Source organism: Bradyrhizobium sp. S3.12.5 (assembly GCF_040548225.1).
GTDB lineage: Bacteria > Pseudomonadota > Alphaproteobacteria > Rhizobiales > Xanthobacteraceae > Bradyrhizobium > Bradyrhizobium cytisi.
The window spans coordinates 44,079-63,081 of record NZ_JBEPRF010000004.1; the positions used below are offsets into that span (position 1 = coordinate 44,079).

The 19,003-nt window shown below is 60.0% G+C and carries 18 protein-coding genes and 1 pseudogene; 9 read left to right on the forward strand and 10 right to left on the reverse strand.

Going from position 1 to position 19,003, the window contains the following annotated elements; translation table 11 throughout:
- Window positions 1-423: 423 nt before the first annotated feature.
- Complete coding sequence (locus ABIC09_RS06190) at window positions 424-624, reverse strand: hypothetical protein (protein WP_354108710.1); 201 nt, start codon at window positions 622-624, stop codon at window positions 424-426.
- A gap of 528 nt (window positions 625-1,152) precedes the next feature.
- Here ABIC09_RS06190 and ABIC09_RS06195 point away from each other — a divergent pair.
- Window positions 1,153-1,353 (forward strand): hypothetical protein, encoded by a 201-nt coding sequence (locus tag ABIC09_RS06195; protein ID WP_354108711.1) that lies wholly within the window; start codon window positions 1,153-1,155, stop codon window positions 1,351-1,353.
- Window positions 1,354-1,404: 51 nt separating this feature from the next.
- Here the strand turns inward: ABIC09_RS06195 and ABIC09_RS06200 are convergent, their stop codons facing one another.
- Window positions 1,405-2,094 carry a hydrolase gene (locus ABIC09_RS06200; RefSeq protein ID WP_354108712.1) on the reverse strand — a complete coding sequence of 230 codons (690 nt, stop codon included), beginning with the start codon at window positions 2,092-2,094 and terminating at the stop codon, window positions 1,405-1,407.
- 237 nt (window positions 2,095-2,331) lie between these two features.
- Here ABIC09_RS06200 and ABIC09_RS06205 point away from each other — a divergent pair.
- Window positions 2,332-2,592 (forward strand): annotated as a pseudogene (locus ABIC09_RS06205) (transposase); the annotation flags it as partial.
- A gap of 182 nt (window positions 2,593-2,774) precedes the next feature.
- Here ABIC09_RS06205 and cax read toward each other — a convergent pair.
- The 3 genes from cax to ABIC09_RS06220 form a co-directional block, all read right to left on the reverse strand.
- Window positions 2,775-3,875 (reverse strand): calcium/proton exchanger, encoded by a 1,101-nt coding sequence (cax, locus tag ABIC09_RS06210; protein WP_502917651.1) that lies wholly within the window; start codon window positions 3,873-3,875, stop codon window positions 2,775-2,777.
- A 287-nt stretch (window positions 3,876-4,162) separates the two neighbouring features.
- Window positions 4,163-5,884, reverse strand: a complete 1,722-nt coding sequence (locus ABIC09_RS06215; protein ID WP_354108714.1) for a SulP family inorganic anion transporter — start codon at window positions 5,882-5,884, stop codon at window positions 4,163-4,165.
- Between the two features lie 272 nt (window positions 5,885-6,156).
- Complete coding sequence (locus tag ABIC09_RS06220) at window positions 6,157-6,480, reverse strand: cupin domain-containing protein (protein WP_354108715.1); 324 nt, start codon at window positions 6,478-6,480, stop codon at window positions 6,157-6,159.
- Between the two features lie 230 nt (window positions 6,481-6,710).
- On the opposite strand from ABIC09_RS06220, the gene ABIC09_RS06225 reads away from it, so the two are divergent.
- The gene (locus ABIC09_RS06225; protein WP_354108716.1) at window positions 6,711-7,190 is read left to right on the forward strand and encodes a GFA family protein; all 480 of its coding nucleotides are present in this window, start codon (window positions 6,711-6,713) and stop codon (window positions 7,188-7,190) included.
- An 825-nt stretch (window positions 7,191-8,015) separates the two neighbouring features.
- On the opposite strand, the gene ABIC09_RS06230 is transcribed toward ABIC09_RS06225, so the two are convergent.
- Window positions 8,016-9,155, reverse strand: coding sequence for a lysozyme family protein (locus ABIC09_RS06230; RefSeq protein WP_354108717.1), 1,140 nt, complete (start codon window positions 9,153-9,155; stop codon window positions 8,016-8,018).
- Between the two features lie 251 nt (window positions 9,156-9,406).
- Between ABIC09_RS06230 and ABIC09_RS06235 the strand changes: the two genes are divergently transcribed.
- Both ABIC09_RS06235 and ABIC09_RS06240 read left to right on the forward strand, forming a co-directional pair.
- Entirely contained in the window at window positions 9,407-10,684 is a 1,278-nt protein-coding gene (locus ABIC09_RS06235; RefSeq protein ID WP_354108718.1) for a L,D-transpeptidase, read from the forward strand.
- A 590-nt stretch (window positions 10,685-11,274) separates the two neighbouring features.
- On the forward strand, window positions 11,275-12,048 hold the full coding sequence (locus tag ABIC09_RS06240) for a C13 family peptidase (protein WP_354108719.1): 774 nt from the start codon (window positions 11,275-11,277) through the stop codon (window positions 12,046-12,048).
- Between the two features lie 475 nt (window positions 12,049-12,523).
- Here the strand turns inward: ABIC09_RS06240 and ABIC09_RS06245 are convergent, their stop codons facing one another.
- Together ABIC09_RS06245 and ABIC09_RS06250 are read right to left on the reverse strand one after the other, a co-directional pair.
- Window positions 12,524-13,180: a DUF2865 domain-containing protein gene (locus ABIC09_RS06245; RefSeq protein ID WP_354108720.1), complete on the reverse strand. Its 657-nt coding sequence runs from the start codon at window positions 13,178-13,180 to the stop codon at window positions 12,524-12,526.
- 242 nt (window positions 13,181-13,422) lie between these two features.
- Window positions 13,423-13,905: a hypothetical protein gene (locus ABIC09_RS06250; RefSeq protein ID WP_354108721.1), complete on the reverse strand. Its 483-nt coding sequence runs from the start codon at window positions 13,903-13,905 to the stop codon at window positions 13,423-13,425.
- Window positions 13,906-14,254: 349 nt separating this feature from the next.
- Between ABIC09_RS06250 and ABIC09_RS06255 the strand changes: the two genes are divergently transcribed.
- Together ABIC09_RS06255 and ABIC09_RS06260 are read left to right on the forward strand one after the other, a co-directional pair.
- Window positions 14,255-14,746 (forward strand): lipocalin-like domain-containing protein, encoded by a 492-nt coding sequence (locus ABIC09_RS06255; RefSeq protein WP_354108722.1) that lies wholly within the window; start codon window positions 14,255-14,257, stop codon window positions 14,744-14,746.
- Between the two features lie 287 nt (window positions 14,747-15,033).
- Window positions 15,034-15,696, forward strand: coding sequence for a tyrosine-type recombinase/integrase (locus ABIC09_RS06260; protein ID WP_354108723.1), 663 nt, complete (start codon window positions 15,034-15,036; stop codon window positions 15,694-15,696).
- Window positions 15,697-16,054: 358 nt separating this feature from the next.
- On the opposite strand, the gene ABIC09_RS37410 is transcribed toward ABIC09_RS06260, so the two are convergent.
- Together ABIC09_RS37410 and ABIC09_RS06265 are read right to left on the reverse strand one after the other, a co-directional pair.
- Window positions 16,055-16,330, reverse strand: coding sequence for a hypothetical protein (locus ABIC09_RS37410; RefSeq protein WP_502917652.1), 276 nt, complete (start codon window positions 16,328-16,330; stop codon window positions 16,055-16,057).
- 758 nt (window positions 16,331-17,088) lie between these two features.
- Window positions 17,089-17,361, reverse strand: a complete 273-nt coding sequence (locus ABIC09_RS06265) for a hypothetical protein (protein WP_354108724.1) — start codon at window positions 17,359-17,361, stop codon at window positions 17,089-17,091.
- A 396-nt stretch (window positions 17,362-17,757) separates the two neighbouring features.
- Here ABIC09_RS06265 and ABIC09_RS06270 point away from each other — a divergent pair, with 396 nt between their 5' ends.
- Window positions 17,758-18,192 carry a hypothetical protein gene (locus ABIC09_RS06270; protein WP_354108725.1) on the forward strand — a complete coding sequence of 145 codons (435 nt, stop codon included), beginning with the start codon at window positions 17,758-17,760 and terminating at the stop codon, window positions 18,190-18,192.
- Window positions 18,193-18,640: 448 nt separating this feature from the next.
- The gene (locus tag ABIC09_RS06275; RefSeq protein ID WP_354108726.1) at window positions 18,641-18,922 is read left to right on the forward strand and encodes a hypothetical protein; all 282 of its coding nucleotides are present in this window, start codon (window positions 18,641-18,643) and stop codon (window positions 18,920-18,922) included.
- Window positions 18,923-19,003: the final 81 nt, after the last annotated feature.

The following is a 19,003-nucleotide window of genomic DNA, read 5'->3' on the forward strand; positions in this document are numbered from 1 at the left end:
GCGCCCCGCTGTCGATTTTTGCGGCGGGCTTCTGATCGGCGACCGCGGACCGCTGTCCTCGGCCAACGCGCCGCGCCTGATTTGGGCAGTTGCGGCACGTCGGTGGCGCTCGCGCTTTCGCTGCCCGAGAGTCCGACAAATCCCTGATCCGGCGGCAACCCATGCCGTCGTCCTGGTTCAGCATCATAGTCCAGGGATCGCGCTGGGAATCGTGGCCAGACGCACCGTCGGCACCGTGACCAACCCGAATGCGTGAAGTTCGAATTCAGGTCCGAAGACCATCCGGTCTGGGGACGCGTCCTTTGCCATCGCACTTGGAGCACTTGCCAGGATAGAATCTGCGGCCCGGTTCGGGCTGGCGTACCGGCAGCGATCCGGTCCCGCCGCAAGCGTCGCACCTAATCTCGGCGGCCTGGTCGCCGGTCAAGTTTCGCCGGATCCCGAGAAGAGCGCCGTCGGCGGGGCCGCGCGTGGCGCTGGCAAACGACCGTGGCTCGATCCAGGTTTGCTTTGAGCATCGTACCGCTTGGCCAGTTCCAGCAGACGTCGCCGGGTGAACGGGTCCGCGTTCTCCGCCAGATCGCGCGCCCGCTGCGCGAAGCCGCTGTAGAACTCCTGCTCCATGACGCACCCCACAACATCGCTTCCCCAAGTTGAGTAGGTTGCGGGCGCGGAGTCAAGAAGCCGAGCGGTCGGGTACTTAGCGTAAAGCTTGAGTCCGCGATCGACCCCGAACTAGAGTGGCGATCGCAGGGGAAATCAGATGGCTATTCTCTATCCCGTCCGGAAGGCGTGCTCGGCATGCGGCAGGCCGATGAAGACGGTGCCAGACGAAACAGTCGAGGGACGGCTGTGGTACGTCTGCACCACTTGCGACGACGACCCGCTGACGGTCCGTTGCGGCCGCCGAAGCAGTAGATCTTTCGCGCCGGACGTGGCGTCCGCCCACAGGAACGAGGTCGGCGGAATCCAGTTGGTTCGTCAGGCCTGGCGCAAATGCCTGGCCGGCGTGGCCCCGCCCCAAGCCCCCCAAAAATCCCCGGTGGGGCTACGCTCTTTGACCTGCCGGCACCTCGCGGATTTTTTCTTACCTGCGTGAATCCCAGCTCCGCCACGTCCATGCATCATGGCCGCATCGCTGGAGAGGTCCCGATGTACGATGCCGAAACCACGGCGCTCCTGCGCGCGGTCCTCGATGATGTCTGCGAGAACGTTTCTCGGTATGAAACCACGGCTCGCACGCACGTGGCCTCTACGATCCTTGAGGCCGCCACCAGGGGCGAGACCTCGATGGACGGCCTGAAGCAGGTCGGACGAAACGCGTTGCGCCATGTACCGATCGTGCGCAGTTGATGTGGCAGACGGTCGCCGTTGCCCTCGATGAAGTGGACGCGCGGAGCAATCTCAGGCGGAGCGCCACCTTTCCATATGACCGCCGCGCAACTTCCGCATCTCGTAGACTGATTTGTGCAGACGGCGATGGTCGGGGAAATACCACCTCATGACCTGTCGCAGCTTGTCGGAATCTCCGCGCGCCCAGTTGCGCATGATCTCGCAGCCGAAGGAGATCGTAGTGATGGGTCTTGCCCCCGCCTGAATCATTCGGTCGAACGCGCGCTCATGCGCGGCCGGCGAGATGCCGCCCACAGCATCGGCAACCGGGTAGACCTCGTAGCCTTCGGCCAGCATGTCGAGGGTCGGAAAAGCCAGGCAGACCTCCGTCCAAAGCGCGGCCATGACCACCTTGCGCCGCCCCGTGTCCTGGACGGCCTTGCGGAAGTCCTCGTCCTCCCAGGCGTTGACCCCCGTGCGGTCGATCTCTTCCACTCCCGGCAGCGCTTCTCGGATTTCCGGAATCGTGCCTTCGTTCACGCCCATGCCGACTGCGACGGTCGAGAGCACGACGGGGATACCGTAGGCTTGAGCGAGTTTGCATAGCGCAACCACATTGAGGGTGATCTCCTCACGCGGGGACGAGGTTACGGACGAATATTGCTCGGGCTGGTAATCGATCAGGGCCAGAACGCAGTTTTGCGGGGCCAGAAGATGATCGGCCTTGGGATCGCGGACGGGCTCTGGCTGGATTTTTGCCACGTTCTTCCTCTCGAGTTCGAAGTGAAGCTGTCGTCAATGACTAATCTGACAGCCGCTTGGCCAACTCAAATAGCCTTTTCAAAGAGAACGGCCTTGCCAAAATCCGTATCGAAGCCGAGCAGAAGGAAGCTGAGAAGAGTGCCGCCGCCCAGCGCCGGGCCGATATGCGGAAGCTGGCGGATGGGTTCGAGTCCGCCCCTGGGCAGCGCGGCTCTTCTAAGAGCCTGATATCCAAAGCTACACGAGCACGCCCGCGACGTCACTCGGTCGCTCTCTGGCACCAAGGGCTTCGAGACGTCGCGTCGCGAGCGCAAGAAGATCGAGATGCGGTTTGCACACCTGAAGCGCATCCTGAAGCTCGGCCGACTCCGACTGCGTGGTCCACGAGGCGCTCAAGACGAGTTTGATCTGGCCGCCATTGCTCAGAACCTACGGCGGCTCGCATCGCTGGTTGCGCGACCGCCACCCGCTCAGGCCTCTGTGTACTGCGTAGCGTAAAAGTTGCGTAGAGAGCGTCTGGGTCGGCGGATCAAAGCCGGTCGTCCTTAGCGAATGGCCGAACGATCCATCGCTCACAGCGGACTTTCGCAACAAAATCGGCCAATAGCGGACTCACTCAGTTACCTCATATGAACGAGTAAACGGGGCGGGGCTGAGGGACGGCAAAAAAAGCGTCGGCTTCAACCCGTCCCTTGGCCAGCCGGCGGAACCACATACAACGTCAGCGCAAAGACCGCGTAGATGAAGATGAGCAATGCGCCGACGAACCAAGCCGAGCGCCCGCTACTCGTAATGAAGCTCGCCGTCACGGTCGCAATCATCACCATGGTGACGGCGCCCGGCCAGAACTGCAGGCTCATCGGCGCTGGTCCGACGACATAGCTGAGCAGCACCAGCGCGGGTGCGACGAATAGCGCGATCTGGGAGGCGCTGCCGAGCGCGATGCTGACGCTCATGTCGAGGCGGTCCTTGCGCGCCGCAGAAGAGGCCACGGCAAACTCGGCGGCGGCGCCGACCAATGAGACGATGATGAAGCCGACAAAGGCCGGGCTCATTCCGAAAGTTTCCGCCGCCTTCTGCACGGACTCGACAAAAATCTCACTCACGAGTGCAACCAGCACGGTGACGACGAGCAGCGTGCCGACCGCAAGGCCAATCGGCCAGTGTTCCTCGCCCTCGCCATGCTCGGCGCTTGCGAACAATTCCTTGTGAGTCTTCAGCGAGAACAGCAGGCCGAGCGCGTAAGCGATGATGAGCAGGATCGCGAGACCGACGCTGAGCCTCCGCATGACGGCCTCGCCCTGCACGAGATCGAGGTCGGCGACGGCCGACGGGGCGAGCAAGGCGACGGTGGCCATCAGCAAGAGACCGGAGTAGAGCCGCGCGCCGGCACGGTTGTATTCCTGGACGTGATAGCGCAGGCCACCGAGCAGCAGACAGGCACCGAGCATGAACAGGGCGTTGGTGACAATCGCGCCCGCAATCGACGCTTTCACGAGCATGTACTGGCCGGCGCGTAGCGCGGTGATCGCAATGATCAGCTCCGTTAGGTTTCCTAGCGTCGCGTTGAGCAGCCCGCCGACGGCATCGCCGGTCTTGGCGGCGACCGCTTCGGTCGCGTGGCTGAGCAGGGCGGCCAGCGGCACGATGGCGAGTACCGAAAGCACGAAGAGCAGCGTATGGGAATGCGGTGCGACCGCCTCCGCCACAAGCACGGCCGGCACGAAGATCAGCATCCAGAGCACCGGGGTGCGCCGGATTTCGTTGAGCAGGCTTTTCACGGCGGACGCCATCTCCATACTGGATGCGATGGCGGAAGATTCGGCCCCGCCGCGGGACCGGCATTGATCTGGCTCAACACGGGCCCCAGGCCGGGAAGAGCATCCTGCAGCCCATTTTTCGCCATCTCCGCAGAAATGTCGGCGTTGGGTCAAGATGCGAAAAACTCAACGTGAGCAAATTCAGTCAGCTAGCCCCATTGAACGGACCTGAATGAGGCGCGCTGCCACTTCGCTTGCGGGCCAGAGTCGGAAGTCAATCGGCGTGCGCCTTCAAGTCCGGCACGTCACTAGCGCTTGGCTTGGTCCTCCCAGTCCTCCCACTCCACATCATTGATTTTCAGGTAGTTGGAAACGGCCGCGCCAATGGTTGGGAAAAAATATTGCTCGCCAAGCTGCGAAAACAGTCCGAATCTCTTCAGCTTGTCCTTTACTGGATCTTTCAGTTCGGCAAAGCACAACTCGATACCCTGCGCGTGCAGCGCCTTGTCCAATTCGGCGACTGTATCGCCGGCAGAGACGTCCACGCTGGTGACCGGCTCCGCTGCAACGACCAGCCAGCGTACGGGCGTCGGCGATTTTGCCACTGCGTCCAGTACGCGCTCCTTGAAGAACTCAGCGTTGGCGAAGAATAGAGGCGCGTCCCACCGAAACAGGACCAGCCCGGGGATTCGTCGTGCATCCGCATATCTTGTGATGTCGTGATAACCTTTGACGCCATGAGCGCGACCCAACACGGCGGAGTGGGGGCGCCAGCCGTCCCATAAGAACTCGGCGATGGCGATGGCGATTGCGAGCCCAATCCCTGGAATCACTCCGAATACGGCCACACCGACAAAGCAGACCATTGCTAGCCAGAACTCCCACTGCTGAATCCGATAGATTCGTTTGAGGTCGGTGACCTCAAACAAGCCGATCGCAGCAGCGATGACGACGGCCGCCAATGCAGCGGAGGGCAAATGCTGAAGTAGGTTTGGTGCCACCAGCAGAAGGACGGCGATGGCAAGCGCGCCGACGACGCTGGTTAGCTGGGTACGGGCGCCGGCGGCTTCGGCAACCGGAGTCCGCGAAGAGCTGCTGCTGATCGGGAAACCTTGAAAAAAGCCGGTTGCCAGATTGGCGGCGCCAAGCCCGACCATCTCCTGGTTGGGATCGACATGAGTGCCCAATCGTGCGGAATAGGAACGCGAAAGTACGCTGGTGTCCGCAAACGAAACCAGGGCAATGGCGCACCCGCCGACCAGTACCGGGACGATATCGCCGTAGGCGATCCAGGGGATTGCGAAACTCGGCAATCCCTCTGGAAGGGGACCAATGACCGCCACGCCGTAACGGGTGCCGAGATCAAGCGCGCCGACGACGGCGGTCGCCGCAACTACCGCGATCAGAATGCCCGGCAGCCGCTTGCTGTCCTTGAGCAGCAGAATGACCACCAGCGTGCCGAGTCCAATCCCGAATGCGACCCAGTTTGTCTTTCCTTCAAGGATTGCATCGGCGATCGCCCATAGGTCCCGCAAAGGTCCTTCGCTCCTGACTGAGAAACCGAAGAACTTTGGCAGTTGGCTGATCAAAACGGTCAACGCAATTCCGTTCATATAGCCGTAGCGTATCGGCTTGGAGAGCAACTCGGTGACAAAACCCAGGCGCGCGATGCCGGCTAGAATGCATACCGTCCCCGAAACGATCGCCATCATGGCAGCGAGCGTTGCGGCGCGAAGAGGATCACCACCAGACAGCGGAACGACAACGCCGAGGATGACAGCTGCCAGGGCAGAGTCGGGTCCCAGCACGAGGATGCGGCTGGGGCCGAACAACGCGTAGACCAACAGGGGTACGATCGTTGCGTACAGACCGTAGATACCAGGCAAGCCCGATGCTACCGCGTAGGCAATTCCAACCGGGACCAGCATCGTCGCAAGGACGAGTCCAGCGAAGATATCGTGCGGAAGCCACGCCGTCTCATATCGATGGAGGGTTTCGATTCCAGGCAGCCAGTGGATCCAACGCCTCATTGGCGACCACTCCCAGATCCGGTCGGACTCGCTCGCCACGCGTCATGCGTTGGCTGCGTTGTCCCGCTTAGAACCAAGTCAGGCTGTTCCGACCTTCGGCAAGCGGAAGAATGTCACATCTCCGCTCATTCGCGTCAATTTTGGTATGTTCGCGGCACGTCCGGTTAGGGTCATGAGCGCCCTTCGGAGTGTCGGCCGGCTGCTTCCGGTCTACCTCTATGAGCCGACCACCCGGGACGCTGCCTAGACTTCGCATTCGGGCCAGAAGCCGACTACTCAAGTGGTGTGCCAAGGCCGCTCGGCAGTATGACTATAATAACGTTCTGTCCTTCCTCAGGGTGGCGCGAGATGTGTCCTTTCCCGTGCGTATCCTCGACGAGAACAGCTTTTCCCGCCGGAAGGCGTCTCATTTCTCCATCGCTCGTTTCAAATTCCACGTGGCCATCCAGCCATATGGCGAGGAGTCGTTCCGGCGGCCTGTGAAAGCCCGCTTCGCACACCCCGGCCGGGATGTGAGTAAAACGGATGCGTGACGCCGGGTACCAAGCCGAAATTTCAAACGGCGCTTCGTTGGGAAACGCCGGCTTCATCGTCATCGCGATATCGACTTCTCCAAAATGGGACTCCCCGTCAGGCGTTGCATATATGCGCAGGCACCTCATCCCCGGCCTCCATCGCTGCATCCAGCTCAGCCTATGGTGTGGCCTCTGTGCGTGGAATGCAATGTCGGGTTCGGGCCAACAGGCAACAATCGGAGGTTGCGCATGGAGGGAGAAAAGGCGAAAGTAATAGTCCTTCGGTGCATTCATTCATGGGGACGCAGGTCATGGAAAAAGCGAAGGTCAAGCTTCCGCTGTTTGGCGGATGCCTATGCGGCGAAGTTCGCTACAGCTTGAGCGGAGCGCCTTTGCTGGTTCACGTCTGCCACTGCCATGACTGCCAGTCGATCTCAGGTTCAGCCTATAGCTTAACCGTGCTGGTCCCCGCTGCGGCGTTGACGCTCACTGGCCCGTTGGAAACATTTACGCGGACAACGGCTCGAGGTCGGGAAGTTCGCAATGCTGCGTGCGCCCATTGCCGCGCGGGTTTGACATCGAACGACGTAGCGCGGCCGGACTTTACGGCTCTACGTGCGGGGACTCTCGACGACGCCAGCTGGGCGGTTCCCATCGCCCAGACGTTCGTGAGGAGCGCAATTCCTTGGGCTGTCATACCAGGCATCGAGCAGGTTGAGCCAAAAGAGTTCAACTATGTGAATTTGAGCGCCGCGTGGCGCGCTACAGCGCCGGTCTTCTCCTCGGTCTAGCCGTGCGCTGTTGGACCACCGATCACTTCGGATCAAAATTGCCCATGTCTCTTCTGGATCAGAGGACTAAACCGCTCGCGCGGTAGAACGCCACGGCTGGCGACACGGCGAAGCAATACGCGACAGCTCATCGTGACGAGCGGGACAATTAGCCCGTAGCTGGCGATGATCCGATGATCGAGGACGTGCTGATCTGGAAGTTCGTGGCGGAGCACCAACCATTGCACAAGAGCCAACTCGAACCCTCGATCGCGATTGTGTGCAACGTCGCGCTAGTTGGACCCAGTCCAGGAATCTCGACGTAAGCAGAGTTACAAATGCGGTGATGCTCTTGACGAGCAACTCGAAACAGTTTCGGCTCTGATAGCTCCGGGGGCTTTCCAGCCGCCAGAGATCAGTTTGCCTCATGGCCTTCAAATATCGAGGAGCTCACGTTTAGATTGTGTGGTGTGGTATTTTTCCTATAGCCAAGCCATTGAAAGTACAGGTGCCGCCAAACATTAAATCCCCATAGGCGATCGTCCTGATCGTCTGAAGGTTGTTTGACGCGACTAGCTCGATCACGCGGCATCGTCCTACGTCCCCCCAGCGCGGTTTCCTCCTGTGGAGGCTTTCGGACGCCGGCCCCCGTGTGCGCGGCAACACCGTCATGGGGCCGGCATCCGAAACCCTTCACACGAGCAGACATCGGCACCTGATCGATCACCTCGCTAGCACGACCCGAGCGCGTCGTTGACGACGTAAAGTGCATCCGCGCGACCAGCGGCGGTGAGGTCCCGCTCGGCCCGCGGGTGGGGCAACTCCTACCAACCACTCAACGGAAATTTACTGGTGCACCCGCTCGGCATCGGCGGTCGCGGTGCCCATGTATTTCGACTGGAAATGAGCAACCCGCTCGCGCCACATTCCGACGAACGCCTCCGATGTCAGCTTCTCCACCGATTTCCACGCCCCTTTGACGGCCGGAAGCGAATTGCCCCAGATCGCGCGCCTGCACCATTTTTCGCCCTTCTCCCTGCCTTCGCTGGTGGCGCACATCGATTTCCAGGCGATGCGATTGGGTTGGCTGAGGTGCTCCGCGGCGCCTTCCCAGCCCTGCTGATGGATCAGGTAGAAATCGTTCAAGTCCGGCTTCCTGTGCGTCACCCACTCGAACAGAATGCCTTCAGTAATGATCTTGTAGGCTGCCGCAACGGCATTATCGCGGGGATTGAGAATGTCTCCGGAGCCGAATTTGCCGAACTCGTATTTGCTCAGCTGGAACAGCCCGATATACGACCCGGTGCGTTGCTTGGGGTCGAAACCGGACTCGACCTTGGCGACCGCCTTCATGAAAGTGAAATCCAGACCGAAAGCGTCGGACGCGCGCTTGATCTCTTCCACCGGCGTTCCGACCGGGATGTCCTTGAACGAACGCAAGACGATCGCAGCCGGCTTCTCGGCAGGCGGCAGTTCGGACCAGACATAACAAATGAGATACCTGAAATCCTGCGGCCCCGAGTTGGACACACCGCCGGATGCACCGCACGTTGTCGGCACCAGTTGCGCGGCATCACGGTGGCCCGGGTCCGCGGATTCCTGCACAGGTGGTAAATCGGCCGACAGCGTCTGAGACGGATCGGGCAACGCGGCCACGACAATCGATTCCGACTTATCCGAGGCCGCCGTCGCGTCGGTGGCCGTCCCCACCGCGGCTTCGGCGGCCGTCGTCACTTCGGCGCTAGCGACAGCGGCGTTCGCGACAACGATGCTAGCGACAACGGCGTTGCCCATTGCGATTGCCTGCGGTTCATCCGCGGGCCTGGCGTTGTCGGCGAGAGATGCTGCGCGGTCCTGGATTGGCACCGCGCGGGCGTTCTCGGTGCCGGCCGAACCGAAGCCAGCCAGCCAGCCAACGATCCACCCCGCGAGAACGACCGTTCCGCAAAACGTCGGCGCCACTATCGTAAATCGCCGCGGGTTCATGATGCTGTCGCCTCCATAGACACCGCCGGAGCCGTGTAGAAAAGCCAAGCATGCGAAAAGGTTCATTCTTGGGATCAATGTGGGTCGCGCAATGGCGCAGACGGCCGCTCGTCAATATTTCCAAAGCATGTTGCCCGATTGCAACGCGTCGATCGCAAGCACTTGCGCCCGTCTCAACGGCAACTCGCACCGTAATTGTGACTACGGTCCAATTTTCGACCCACTGCGACCAGATTTGGAGGAGAGGCTTGTTGCGCTGTCAGGATGACGCATCGGGCGTCGGCTTCGCGCATCGTCTCGAAACGATGGAATCGCGCCTATGGGACCGGGCGATGTTCGTTAAGGAACTACCAGCAATGCAGCGCGCGATAACAACCGCTGTACTCGCCATTTTCATGCTCCCTCCGGGGATCGCGCACGCTCAATTTCTGTTTGGACCCCAACACGCGTTCTGGCGAAGCCAATACGCTCCGTACAAACACAAGCACCACCACCGGCAGACAAACTCTGAAACGGCTAAGAGTGCTCGGCCCGAGCCCCTTCCGAAGGGCCCGCTCCAGATCATCATCTCGATAGCAGACCAACGGGTCTCGCTTTTTGACAACGGGGCCCTGATTGCACGCTCTTCAGTGTCCACGGGAAGAGAGGGGCATCCTACGCCCCTCGGCGTGTTCAGCGTCATCAGCAAACAACGATGGCACCGTTCAAATATTTATAGCGCCGCCCCCATGCCCTACATGCAACGCATCACCTGGTCAGGGATAGCGTTGCACGCCGGTGTCGTGCCTGGGCATCCGGCGTCACACGGCTGCATCCGTTTGGAAAATAATTTTGCCGTTCGACTCTGGCATCTCACGAAGCGCGGCACGCGCGTGATCATTGCGCATGGTGATGTCCAGCCGGTCGGGATAACCAATCCGCATCTTTTTCAACCGAAAGCCGCGTTCAGTCCGTCCGAATTCCAGAGTGCCACCGTCGCAACCAAGAGCATCGGTGCAGCCGCGGCAACGCAGGGAACACTGGTGTCAAACGCCGAGACTCCAGAAGCCGCCAACCTCCAGGTGCCGGGCTCGGCTCCCGCCGCAAGCGCGCCTAAAAAGATTGTCCCGATCTCCATCTTCGTCAGTCGTAAGTTGAGCAAGCTGTTCGTGCGTCAGGGCTTCACGCCGTTGTTTGATGTCCCAGTCAAGATCGAAAATCCGGAGGAACCGCTGGGAACGCACGTGTTTACCGCAATGGAATTCCAGAACGAGGGAACGGCTATTCGCTGGAGCGTCGTGTCGATTCCAGAGGAATTGCCGCGTATGTCCGAGGCTGCCACGAAAGGGCGAGAAGCGCCCGCGAAGCAAACCGTGCCGGGACCGTTACCCGACAAAGCCAACGCTGCGCTCAACCGTATCGAAATGCCCCAGGAAACGGTCGAGCAGATCTCTGAACTCCTGACGCCGGCCTCTTCGTTGATTGTTTCCGACAACGGAATTAGCCAGGAGACGGGAAAAGACACGGATTTCATCGTAGTAACGCATTGATGCGGCGACGCAACCCGCCAACAAACGACGCCGCTACGCAACCCGCTGGAATTGTTCGACCGCAATTCTGGTGCAACTTGATGTCCGCACCCAAGCCAAAGCGGCGCGAGGTCCGCTAAGGGTCAATCGCGCCGGTTTATCCTTCCCGCGATTACTTCCTGTCGACCCCGGTGAGCTGACATCTTTAGTAGCCATCGCAAGGTCTCAAATGAGCTATGAGCCGAATTGACGAGCCTTGTGCAGTTCAGTCGTTCGCCCGGGGCGAGAAGCGATGCCGGGACTTCCACCCAGGCGACTCGCCGTCTGAGGGTTAATGACCGGCAGAATTTTAGGGCTGCCCGATCGGGAGCTATCGCGTTTCGTGCAGTCGACTAGGCGCCTGCCAAAGTGTCGCGCACATTGACGCGACCCCGTCTGGCTTGCTGACGTAGAGATCGCTCTCCAGGACGAATTGCATGCTCTCATACATCGCATAGAAGCGTGCGCGTGGCTGGGAGAGATACGGTTCCGACTGATGGAAATTCACTGTATCTCCGCTATTTTGTATTGAGCCGCAATTCTGTAGCGGCGATCTCGAAACGAGGTTTTGCATGACCTCTCAGTCTTGGATCAGGCGGCTCTGCGCGCCGCTCGTCGCTTTAATTTTGATCGTCGGGCCGTTGGTTTCGCCCGTACGCGCTATTGAGGATGCTCGAAAGGTTGGCGTGGTGTCCTTTGGCCTTTTCGGCGATCAAGGCGTGTTTAGAGCGGAGGCGACTGGCGCAGCTCAAGTCGTAGCGGGCCGTTTCGAGACTGGCGCGATCGACGTCCAATACAATTCGAAGGAAGGCGGAAGTGCAACGATCGAAGCCCTGACCAGGTCGTTGCAGGTTACAGCCAACCGCCTGGATGCCGAGAAAGATGTTCTCTTTCTGATTCTCACCTCGCATGGCTCTCCCGACGGCCTTGCGATCAAGGCGGGGCGGCTCACGCAAACGCTGACGCCGTCTCGTCTCGCTGGCATACTCGCGAAGACTGGTGTGCGACACAAGGTGGTGGTCATCTCGGCTTGCTATTCCGGGGTCTTCATCCAACGTCTCGCGAACCCCGATGTGCTGGTCATCACCGCGGCCGATGCCAATCATCCGTCGTTCGGCTGTCAGGATAAGGCAAAGTGGACCTATTTCGGTGATGCTTTTTTTAACGTCGCGCTCAGGCGAGCCGTAAGCCTAAAGGATGCGTTTCTCGATGCGCGCCTGCTTGTCCGTAAGCGAGAACTGCGGGAGCAGTTCGAGCCGTCGAACCCACTCATGGCAGGTGGTGAAAACGTGCAGCCATTGCTTGTCGCACGCATCAACGGAAGCCGCCAACCTTCACGCCATTAAGCACTTGGTCGACTGATCCCAATTCACGAGTCCAAGCCTACTTAAGTATGGTCACTTCATACCGCGCTCAATGGCCCTAACCAAGTGCTCGGTGCTACCTATAAATCCGGATAAAACGCAGCGGAACCGGCCCTGCGAGCCGGCGGCGTAGCGCCAGCCGGCCTTTCTCACGATCTAGCGGCGCTTTGCCGCTCAAGATGCGGACTGATGAAGTGAAGAGTATGGGGCAAGCGCATGACAACAATTGTTGGACGCTTGTAAGAGAGTGCGCGACGGCGCTCTCGATAGCGAACTTGGCTAAGCCCGCTATGGGTCATTCGCGTCGGTTTGGCCGGAACTTGGCGACTTCGGGTGTACCCCGGTGAACGGACATTCTCAGAGCATGCGGGCACGTCTCAAACGGGCCAACAACGGAAGAAGCTCTGCAAGAGGTGATCGTCGGACATTGATTGCAACATCAATCCGCATCAACGCGCTAGTCGCGCGCGGGCACCGGCTTTGGCGTGATGGTCGCCGCCGGAAGCGGCGTGCGAGTCAACTCGGAAGACGCTAACGGCGTGAAATCTGGGTTGTGGTCGTTGCCGACCCGTATGCCGGAATAGGCGACGAACCCGTCAGCGGTAGCGACCGCGTCGCCCGAGCGTAACGAGCCGTCCATCGCGAGATCGACTGACGCAAGACCGGCGGGATTGTGGCCGTTGCAGGTGCAATCGGCTCGCAGCGCCTTCCGATAAGCAAAGGCGTTTTCGCTATCGGCGTATCGTTCGCCGGTTGCGGCATAGGCTCTGTCGATGCTGGAGCCGAAGAAAACTTTGGTCGGGCTTGCCGGACAGAAGGCTTGGCACATCTGCGCCGGCGAGGCCGCGCCGCGCATCAGGGGAAAATATTTGCCGTCGCAACTGCGCACGCAGAAGGCAGGTCCCGCGCTTACGACGACGGGCCGCGGCGGTGGTGATTGCGGATTGTCGTTGAAAGACGAGGTCTGCTGCTGTTGCTTCTGCCCGCCACCGAAAAAGAAATCAAGCAGGCCTTCGGCCGCACTCATTTCGGGCGTCAGCACCACGGGGCCAACGATGGCGACAGCAACAAGCGTGCGGCGCAGCTTGCGCTGAAAGGACAATTCGGTACGCATCGCTTGCTCCACCGGACGCAACGAACTCTCTTCAGCACTAAGGGCGCTTGCGGCAATCTTGGATACGAAACGCGCTCTAACCTGGGCGGAGAAGGGAAAAGAAATAGGCGAGTGAGCACGGCAAGTGCCACATTTCGGCCGTTATGGGACGCCGTCGGAGCCGTGATCCCCCAGAGTTCGCGCCGCGTTGAAACCGACCGAAGTCCGGTTCGGGTCACCAGCAGACCATGCGTTACCGATTACTAACGATCCAGGCGCGGTGGGAGAGTAACGGCGTTCGGCTGCCTTGCAGCCCAAGCGATGTTATACTCGCCATCGATTTGCACCATGTATGCAAGGGTAGGCGTGTCACTCCCATCAAGTGAATTGAAAGTACATCTAGCCCTTTCTCGAATGATGGCGCCGATAGAACCCTGAGCCTGATAGTCGATGAGCGCTGCGTACTCAACCGGCGGCACCCGTGCGACTTGGACCATGGATTTTTTGGTCGCCTCGGATACGGCACGGTGCGGGTCGGTGAAAAACTCGTCGTATGTGATTGTCCTTCTAGACTCGTCTACACCTATCCGTTGATAGGTGGATGGAACCTTTAGCCGCTCCTTGATTGCCTTGTCGCAGGTCAGAACGAATTGAGAGGTGAACGGCGGGTAGCCACGGCCGTAAGCATAGCCAAGGGCAACAACACCAAAAACTAGAAGTGCCGCGATAGCGAGCTTAGGCTTCATCTGTGACTCTTGCAGGTCTTTGCCGAATTGGTTGCATCTTTGCCCAACTCGCGCAGTGTGCACCACGCTGACCAAAGAAGCCGAAATCAAAAGTCGATCAATTGGATTGCAGCCGTTACTAAACGCTAACGATGTCGGCTTCGGGTCAATCGCGGCGGTTTCGGCCGTGGGCAGTCAGGGCCGGTCTACCCTCAACTTCGGACATGACCGGGCACCGCCCGGGCGGTTGCGATGGGCCGGCACCGGACAGGCTGGCGAGGAGCCTGCCGTCCGAAGGCTCGTAAGTTTTGATCGCTCAAGCTATCCTGATCATTGTCGAAGCCCGACCTGCCATTCATGGGAGAACAGCATGGCGCGTCTCGTTGCCTTATTGGTTGCTCTCTATTGCTATTTTCCGTCTGGACCTGTGTTTGCGGACGACGCATCGAAGCAGCTGGTCGGGAGTTGGAAATTGACCTCATGGACCATTCAAATTGTCGGCGGCGACGCCAGCGAACCATTTGGTCCCAACCCGAAAGGTAGAGCACTTTTCACGCCGGACGGATATGCGGCCTTCATCATTGTGGGGGCAAATCGCAAGCCTGCAACAAACAACGACGAGACCGCGGCGCTCCTCAAGTCGTTGAATGTCTACACCGGAAAATTCACCATCGACGGAGACAAGTTCACGACTAAAGTCGACATTTCGGGCAACGAGCTCCTCACCGGGCAGGATCAGGTGAGATTTTTCAAGCTGGACGGTGACCGGCTGAGCATCCGAACCGCTGAACAAGTCAGCTCCGTTGGCATCTATCAGGGTAAGAAAGTCGTCGGCACTCTCGCTTGGGAGCGCGAACGTTGAGGGCGCCTGTGCATTTGGCTCATTGCCCATTCGACAAACCACCGGCGCTGAATTTCTCCTGTGGGTCAAAATGCGAAGAACTCAACCTGAGCAAATCTGGTCCGCAATGCGCCGCTGAGCGGACTTCTCGAACCCCGCCGCCACTTCGCCAAATGGCCAAGCGGACTAAACCGCTCGCGCGGTAGGGCGCTGCGGCAGGCGACAGGGCCAACAGGGTAGCGCGATGAGGCGTCCTGTCTTGAGATTGAGGGGTTTCGACAACCTCACTCAAGACAGGAGCATCCCCAATGACCGGTCAGGCCATCAGCCCGTTGCGTCGGCGCATGATCGAAGACATGGCGATCCGCAAGTTAGCGCCGAAGACCCAACATGACTACGTCCAAAGGGTCAGGGATTTCGCGGCGTTCCTCGGTCGCTCTCCCGCCACGGCTAAATCGGAGGAGGTGCGCCGCTTTCGGCTGCATCTTGCGTCGAACGGCGCAGGCGCACCAAAGATCAACGCCACCGTCTCGGCACTGCGGTTCTTTTTCAATGTGACGCTCGATCGGCCCGACCTCGCCAAGCACCTGTTGTTCATGCGCGAGCCGCGCAAGGTGCCGGTTGTTTTAAGCCCCGAGAAGGTTGCGCGCTTTCTGGAGGCGGCGCCGAGCGTCAAGTACAAGGCGGCGCTCAGTGTCGCCTACGGTGCGGGGCTGCGCGTCTCCGAGGTTGTCTCGCTGAAGGTGTCCGATATCGACTCCGAACGGATGATGCTGCGCGTCGAGCAGGGCAAGGGTCACAAGGATCGCCACGCGATGCTGGCGTCCTCCTCTCTAGAATTCACGACCCTCAGACGCGGACATACCCCGAGCCTCAGGGTACGCCAAGATATCACAGCCCACGTTGGTGCGGCAGAGGCATCGAAGAAGCGGCGAGGACCGGACAATGATCATTTCGGGTCACTACCATGATGGACTGGAGCGAGAGTTAAAGTTTTTCAGTTGGTTAGAAGGCGCCGTGTGCACGATGTGTGCACCGAGAGGTCAAGAAAAATCTATATCGGGCCAATGAGGATCGGTCGCCGCATTGCGCTCCCATATGGGCTCTCACCAGCCGCCGCATGCGCAATTCCGGTTCGATCAAGCAACACCGAGGGCTCGGTAGAGCTCCTCTTCTCCGTAATCAGGGTCGCGCGAGGTGCTCGCAATCGAGCTCATGATCTGGGCTCCGTCGCGTTGGACTCTATCAATAGCGTTCCGAAACCTGAACACCGCATCCTGCGAACATCATCCGGCAGGATGCGGTGTTCAGAGCTGGCAACAACAGCTATCAACGGCAGACGTAGCTGCCGTTGACCAGAACGCGGACACATGCCGTGCCGACCGCGGCGGCGCCGACTGCCGCGCCGCCTACGATCGCGCGCCTAGTAGTGCGGCGTGCAACGCCGGCTACCGACACGGGTGTCAGGGGCCGCCCGACCCGTGCTTCCGCCGGGCTTGATGAGAGTGAAAGGCCTTCGTCGGCCGACCAGCGAATTGAACCAGACACTCCGAGGGCGACCACGGCAACCGCGAGTGATAATTTTGTGAGCATGCTACGCTTCATGATAGTCTCCGTCCTGTGAGAGTGAATGTCGATCGCTCCACGGCCCGGTGCCCGGACTATTGATCAAGGTCAAAGAACCGAAGAAAATCGCGCAGCTTGTAAGTGCGGGCGAAACGCGAAGAGGGCGTTCAGCCGAATTCGGACACACGCATCAGTCCGCGCAGCTCTTTTATTTCTGCACGCAGAGAGGCCTAAGCGTCTCGTCGGTACTGCGCGCCTTCGCGTATTCTATCAGTGCCATGCGGGCTGCTTCGCAACGTTCTGTGCTCGAAAATTCTTCGATATCACGGCGCCATTGGCAACGCCGAGCCAGCTGACGACGATCAGAACATAGGTCATGCTATTCGCGCCGCACAGCCGCCGCCGCGTGAGTGTGACTTAGCGCGATGAGCGGCTTAATGAGCGCCGCCCATCGTGCCGTTCCCAGGCTTCATTGACACACATACATGATGCCGTCCCCGCCCTTGACCAATGAGCCTGGGACGCATCCGATGCCGTTGCGTGCCGCATAGTCGGTCCAGCCGCTATAACCGTAGCTCCACGGTCCGCCGAAGTAATAGGCTCGCACAGCATACCAGGACACACCCTCGTCGTGTAGTAGTGACCGCGATAATAGGGAGCTACGTACAACCGCGTCGCCGCCTGCGCTTTGTCGAGCCGCAGCAAAAGTCCGCCTTGGTCTGTCCAGCCGATGGACAGCGTCGTGCCGCATACGAGGGCGGCGACGGCAACGGCAATCTTCCTTGCGCTTATCGACTTCATGGAGACGGTATGGCGCGTCTGGATCTGCTCTTCGTCATCTCTACCGTGAGGTTCGTAGGCTCGTGTTGCGCCGCGACCAACTTGCTGAACGCGAAGAAGAATTTGGCAACGATACCGCTTTCGAATTTGCGCTCATCATGAAGCGTCTCGGCAGCCATGCGTGACCAGCTTCTTGCCTCGGCCATCCAGACAGTGTGGTTTGCCGGATCCTGGCTTGCAAGCTGCCGACAAAGGGCTGCGCGCGAACTCAGCTCGAATTGACTCATCATCGGCTCTCCCTGCCAGAAGCTCGATGTACGCGACGAGAATTCTGTGTTGCGCGCCACCTTCCTGCAATTGCCCTCTTGGTCATTGTACCAAGGGGCATGTCACTGGCACTGACCAAGTCGTGCAACGGCGTGCGAGACGATGTTGCGACAATTCAATTCGTTGATCTGGCTCAAGCGAAGCCGCGCCTGGACGCGGTGAACATTAATCTGCCGCGGCGTGGGTGCGCTTGCCAATGAAGCGCCGCCTATGCCTCAGCAAGTGCTTCACCAGAGACGCGCCGCGGCGGAAGCGGCGGCGGCTCGATTTAGGCAACCACGCTCATGCAGGTTCGCCAATTTTGCCGCTGTGGCCCGTTGCTTGCCAGACGAAAATCTGCGGCGGCAATGGTGCCGACAATGCCCATCTCACGATATCTGTTCTATGTCGGCGGTACGTTGCTCGCGATGCTCTTCGTTGCGGACGCCCTGGTGCCGGATCGGCCTGCCAGACACGGTGGAGCTGCGCGCTCCGCCACCATCCGCATCCATTCCGATGGGAAATTGCCCGAGCGGGTCGTTCTCGACACTAACCTGCCCACGATCGTCGCGACCGACATCGCTAAGGTCGAGCTTGGTGCCCCGCCGGGCGCCGACTTCCCACACGCGCGCGTGCGCGAGGCATTTGCCCAGCTTGGACCGCTCGATGCCGAACGGCTGCGAGCGCGTCAGTCGACAAAGGCTGATGCAAAGCCGCAGCGTCAAAGCAAAATTGTGAGGAGACACATCGAAAGACGTATCCGGCTCGTCGCGCGGCCGCCGCAGTACGGTTGGTTCGGCAATCAGGTTTGGTGAGCGTCTCCGTTCGTTGCGTCTGCAGAGTGGGGCGCCTGCCGTTGACACTGATCAACGAATGCACGTCGAGGCATTGCCTACTGAAACGTCCTCAAGATCGGGAGTAACTGACATGAGTGAAACGTCGAGGTTTGAACGACTCGGTCGTCGCGAGGCTCTTTCGTTGCTGGGATGGGCCGCTGTGCTCGGGCTGGCGGCATCCGGTACGTTCCTGTTCGGAACACAAGCGCCGGCGCAGACAGTCGGAATGGAACGACGCCAGGAGAGGCGGGGAGCGCGCCACGAGCGCCGCCAGGAGCGGCGTATGGGACGTACCGAACGGCGCGAGGAGAGGCGTGAGGGACGCACGGAGCGACGCGAAGAGCGGCGCTACTAGGATGCCAACATGATCTCGCCGGTCGTTGTTGGTCGACAGATGTCCGCTTGATGGCGATTCGGAAGCGGGCGCATGCCGCAGACCTGGTACGTCACGTTCGAGGTGCACAAGCGCGGGACCTTGCCGAAGCGGCGAAGTCCCCGGGAGACGCGCACGTTCGAGAGCGAAGCCGAGGCACGGTCTTTCGCGCGAGAGAAGTTCAATGAGGGATTGATCGTGTTCGCGGGCACGCTCAATCCCTTTTTGCCGCGACGGCTGATTCCCTCGAGCGACATTCCGTCCTGGATCGAGCAAGGCCGAGGCGAGGAGGTTGCTGGCCACGAGGACAAGCGCGACTCGGAACAAGGGCCGTGATCACGACCGATTGTTGCCGAGGCCAAGAAGCGAACTCCGGCGGCAGACGGCTTTCCTCCATTCGGCCACCAGGCGAAATCA

What these genes read in the sequence shown, in the direction of transcription:
- ABIC09_RS06190 (WP_354108710.1), bottom strand. Translation starts at nt 624, where the DNA reads ATGGAGCAGGAGTTCTACAGCGGCTTCGCGCAGCGGGCGCGCGATCTG.
- ABIC09_RS06195 (WP_354108711.1), top strand. Translation starts at nt 1,153, where the DNA reads ATGTACGATGCCGAAACCACGGCGCTCCTGCGCGCGGTCCTCGATGAT.
- ABIC09_RS06215 (WP_354108714.1), bottom strand. Translation starts at nt 5,884, where the DNA reads ATGAGGCGTTGGATCCACTGGCTGCCTGGAATCGAAACCCTCCATCGA.
- ABIC09_RS06220 (WP_354108715.1), bottom strand. Translation starts at nt 6,480, where the DNA reads ATGACGATGAAGCCGGCGTTTCCCAACGAAGCGCCGTTTGAAATTTCG.
- ABIC09_RS06225 (WP_354108716.1), top strand. Translation starts at nt 6,711, where the DNA reads ATGGAAAAAGCGAAGGTCAAGCTTCCGCTGTTTGGCGGATGCCTATGC.
- ABIC09_RS06230 (WP_354108717.1), bottom strand. Translation starts at nt 9,155, where the DNA reads ATGAACCCGCGGCGATTTACGATAGTGGCGCCGACGTTTTGCGGAACG.
- ABIC09_RS06240 (WP_354108719.1), top strand. Translation starts at nt 11,275, where the DNA reads ATGACCTCTCAGTCTTGGATCAGGCGGCTCTGCGCGCCGCTCGTCGCT.
- ABIC09_RS06245 (WP_354108720.1), bottom strand. Translation starts at nt 13,180, where the DNA reads ATGCGTACCGAATTGTCCTTTCAGCGCAAGCTGCGCCGCACGCTTGTT.
- ABIC09_RS06250 (WP_354108721.1), bottom strand. Translation starts at nt 13,905, where the DNA reads ATGAAGCCTAAGCTCGCTATCGCGGCACTTCTAGTTTTTGGTGTTGTT.
- ABIC09_RS06255 (WP_354108722.1), top strand. Translation starts at nt 14,255, where the DNA reads ATGGCGCGTCTCGTTGCCTTATTGGTTGCTCTCTATTGCTATTTTCCG.
- ABIC09_RS06260 (WP_354108723.1), top strand. Translation starts at nt 15,034, where the DNA reads ATGACCGGTCAGGCCATCAGCCCGTTGCGTCGGCGCATGATCGAAGAC.
- ABIC09_RS37410 (WP_502917652.1), bottom strand. Translation starts at nt 16,330, where the DNA reads ATGAAGCGTAGCATGCTCACAAAATTATCACTCGCGGTTGCCGTGGTC.
- ABIC09_RS06265 (WP_354108724.1), bottom strand. Translation starts at nt 17,361, where the DNA reads ATGATGAGTCAATTCGAGCTGAGTTCGCGCGCAGCCCTTTGTCGGCAG.
- ABIC09_RS06270 (WP_354108725.1), top strand. Translation starts at nt 17,758, where the DNA reads ATGCCCATCTCACGATATCTGTTCTATGTCGGCGGTACGTTGCTCGCG.
- ABIC09_RS06275 (WP_354108726.1), top strand. Translation starts at nt 18,641, where the DNA reads ATGCCGCAGACCTGGTACGTCACGTTCGAGGTGCACAAGCGCGGGACC.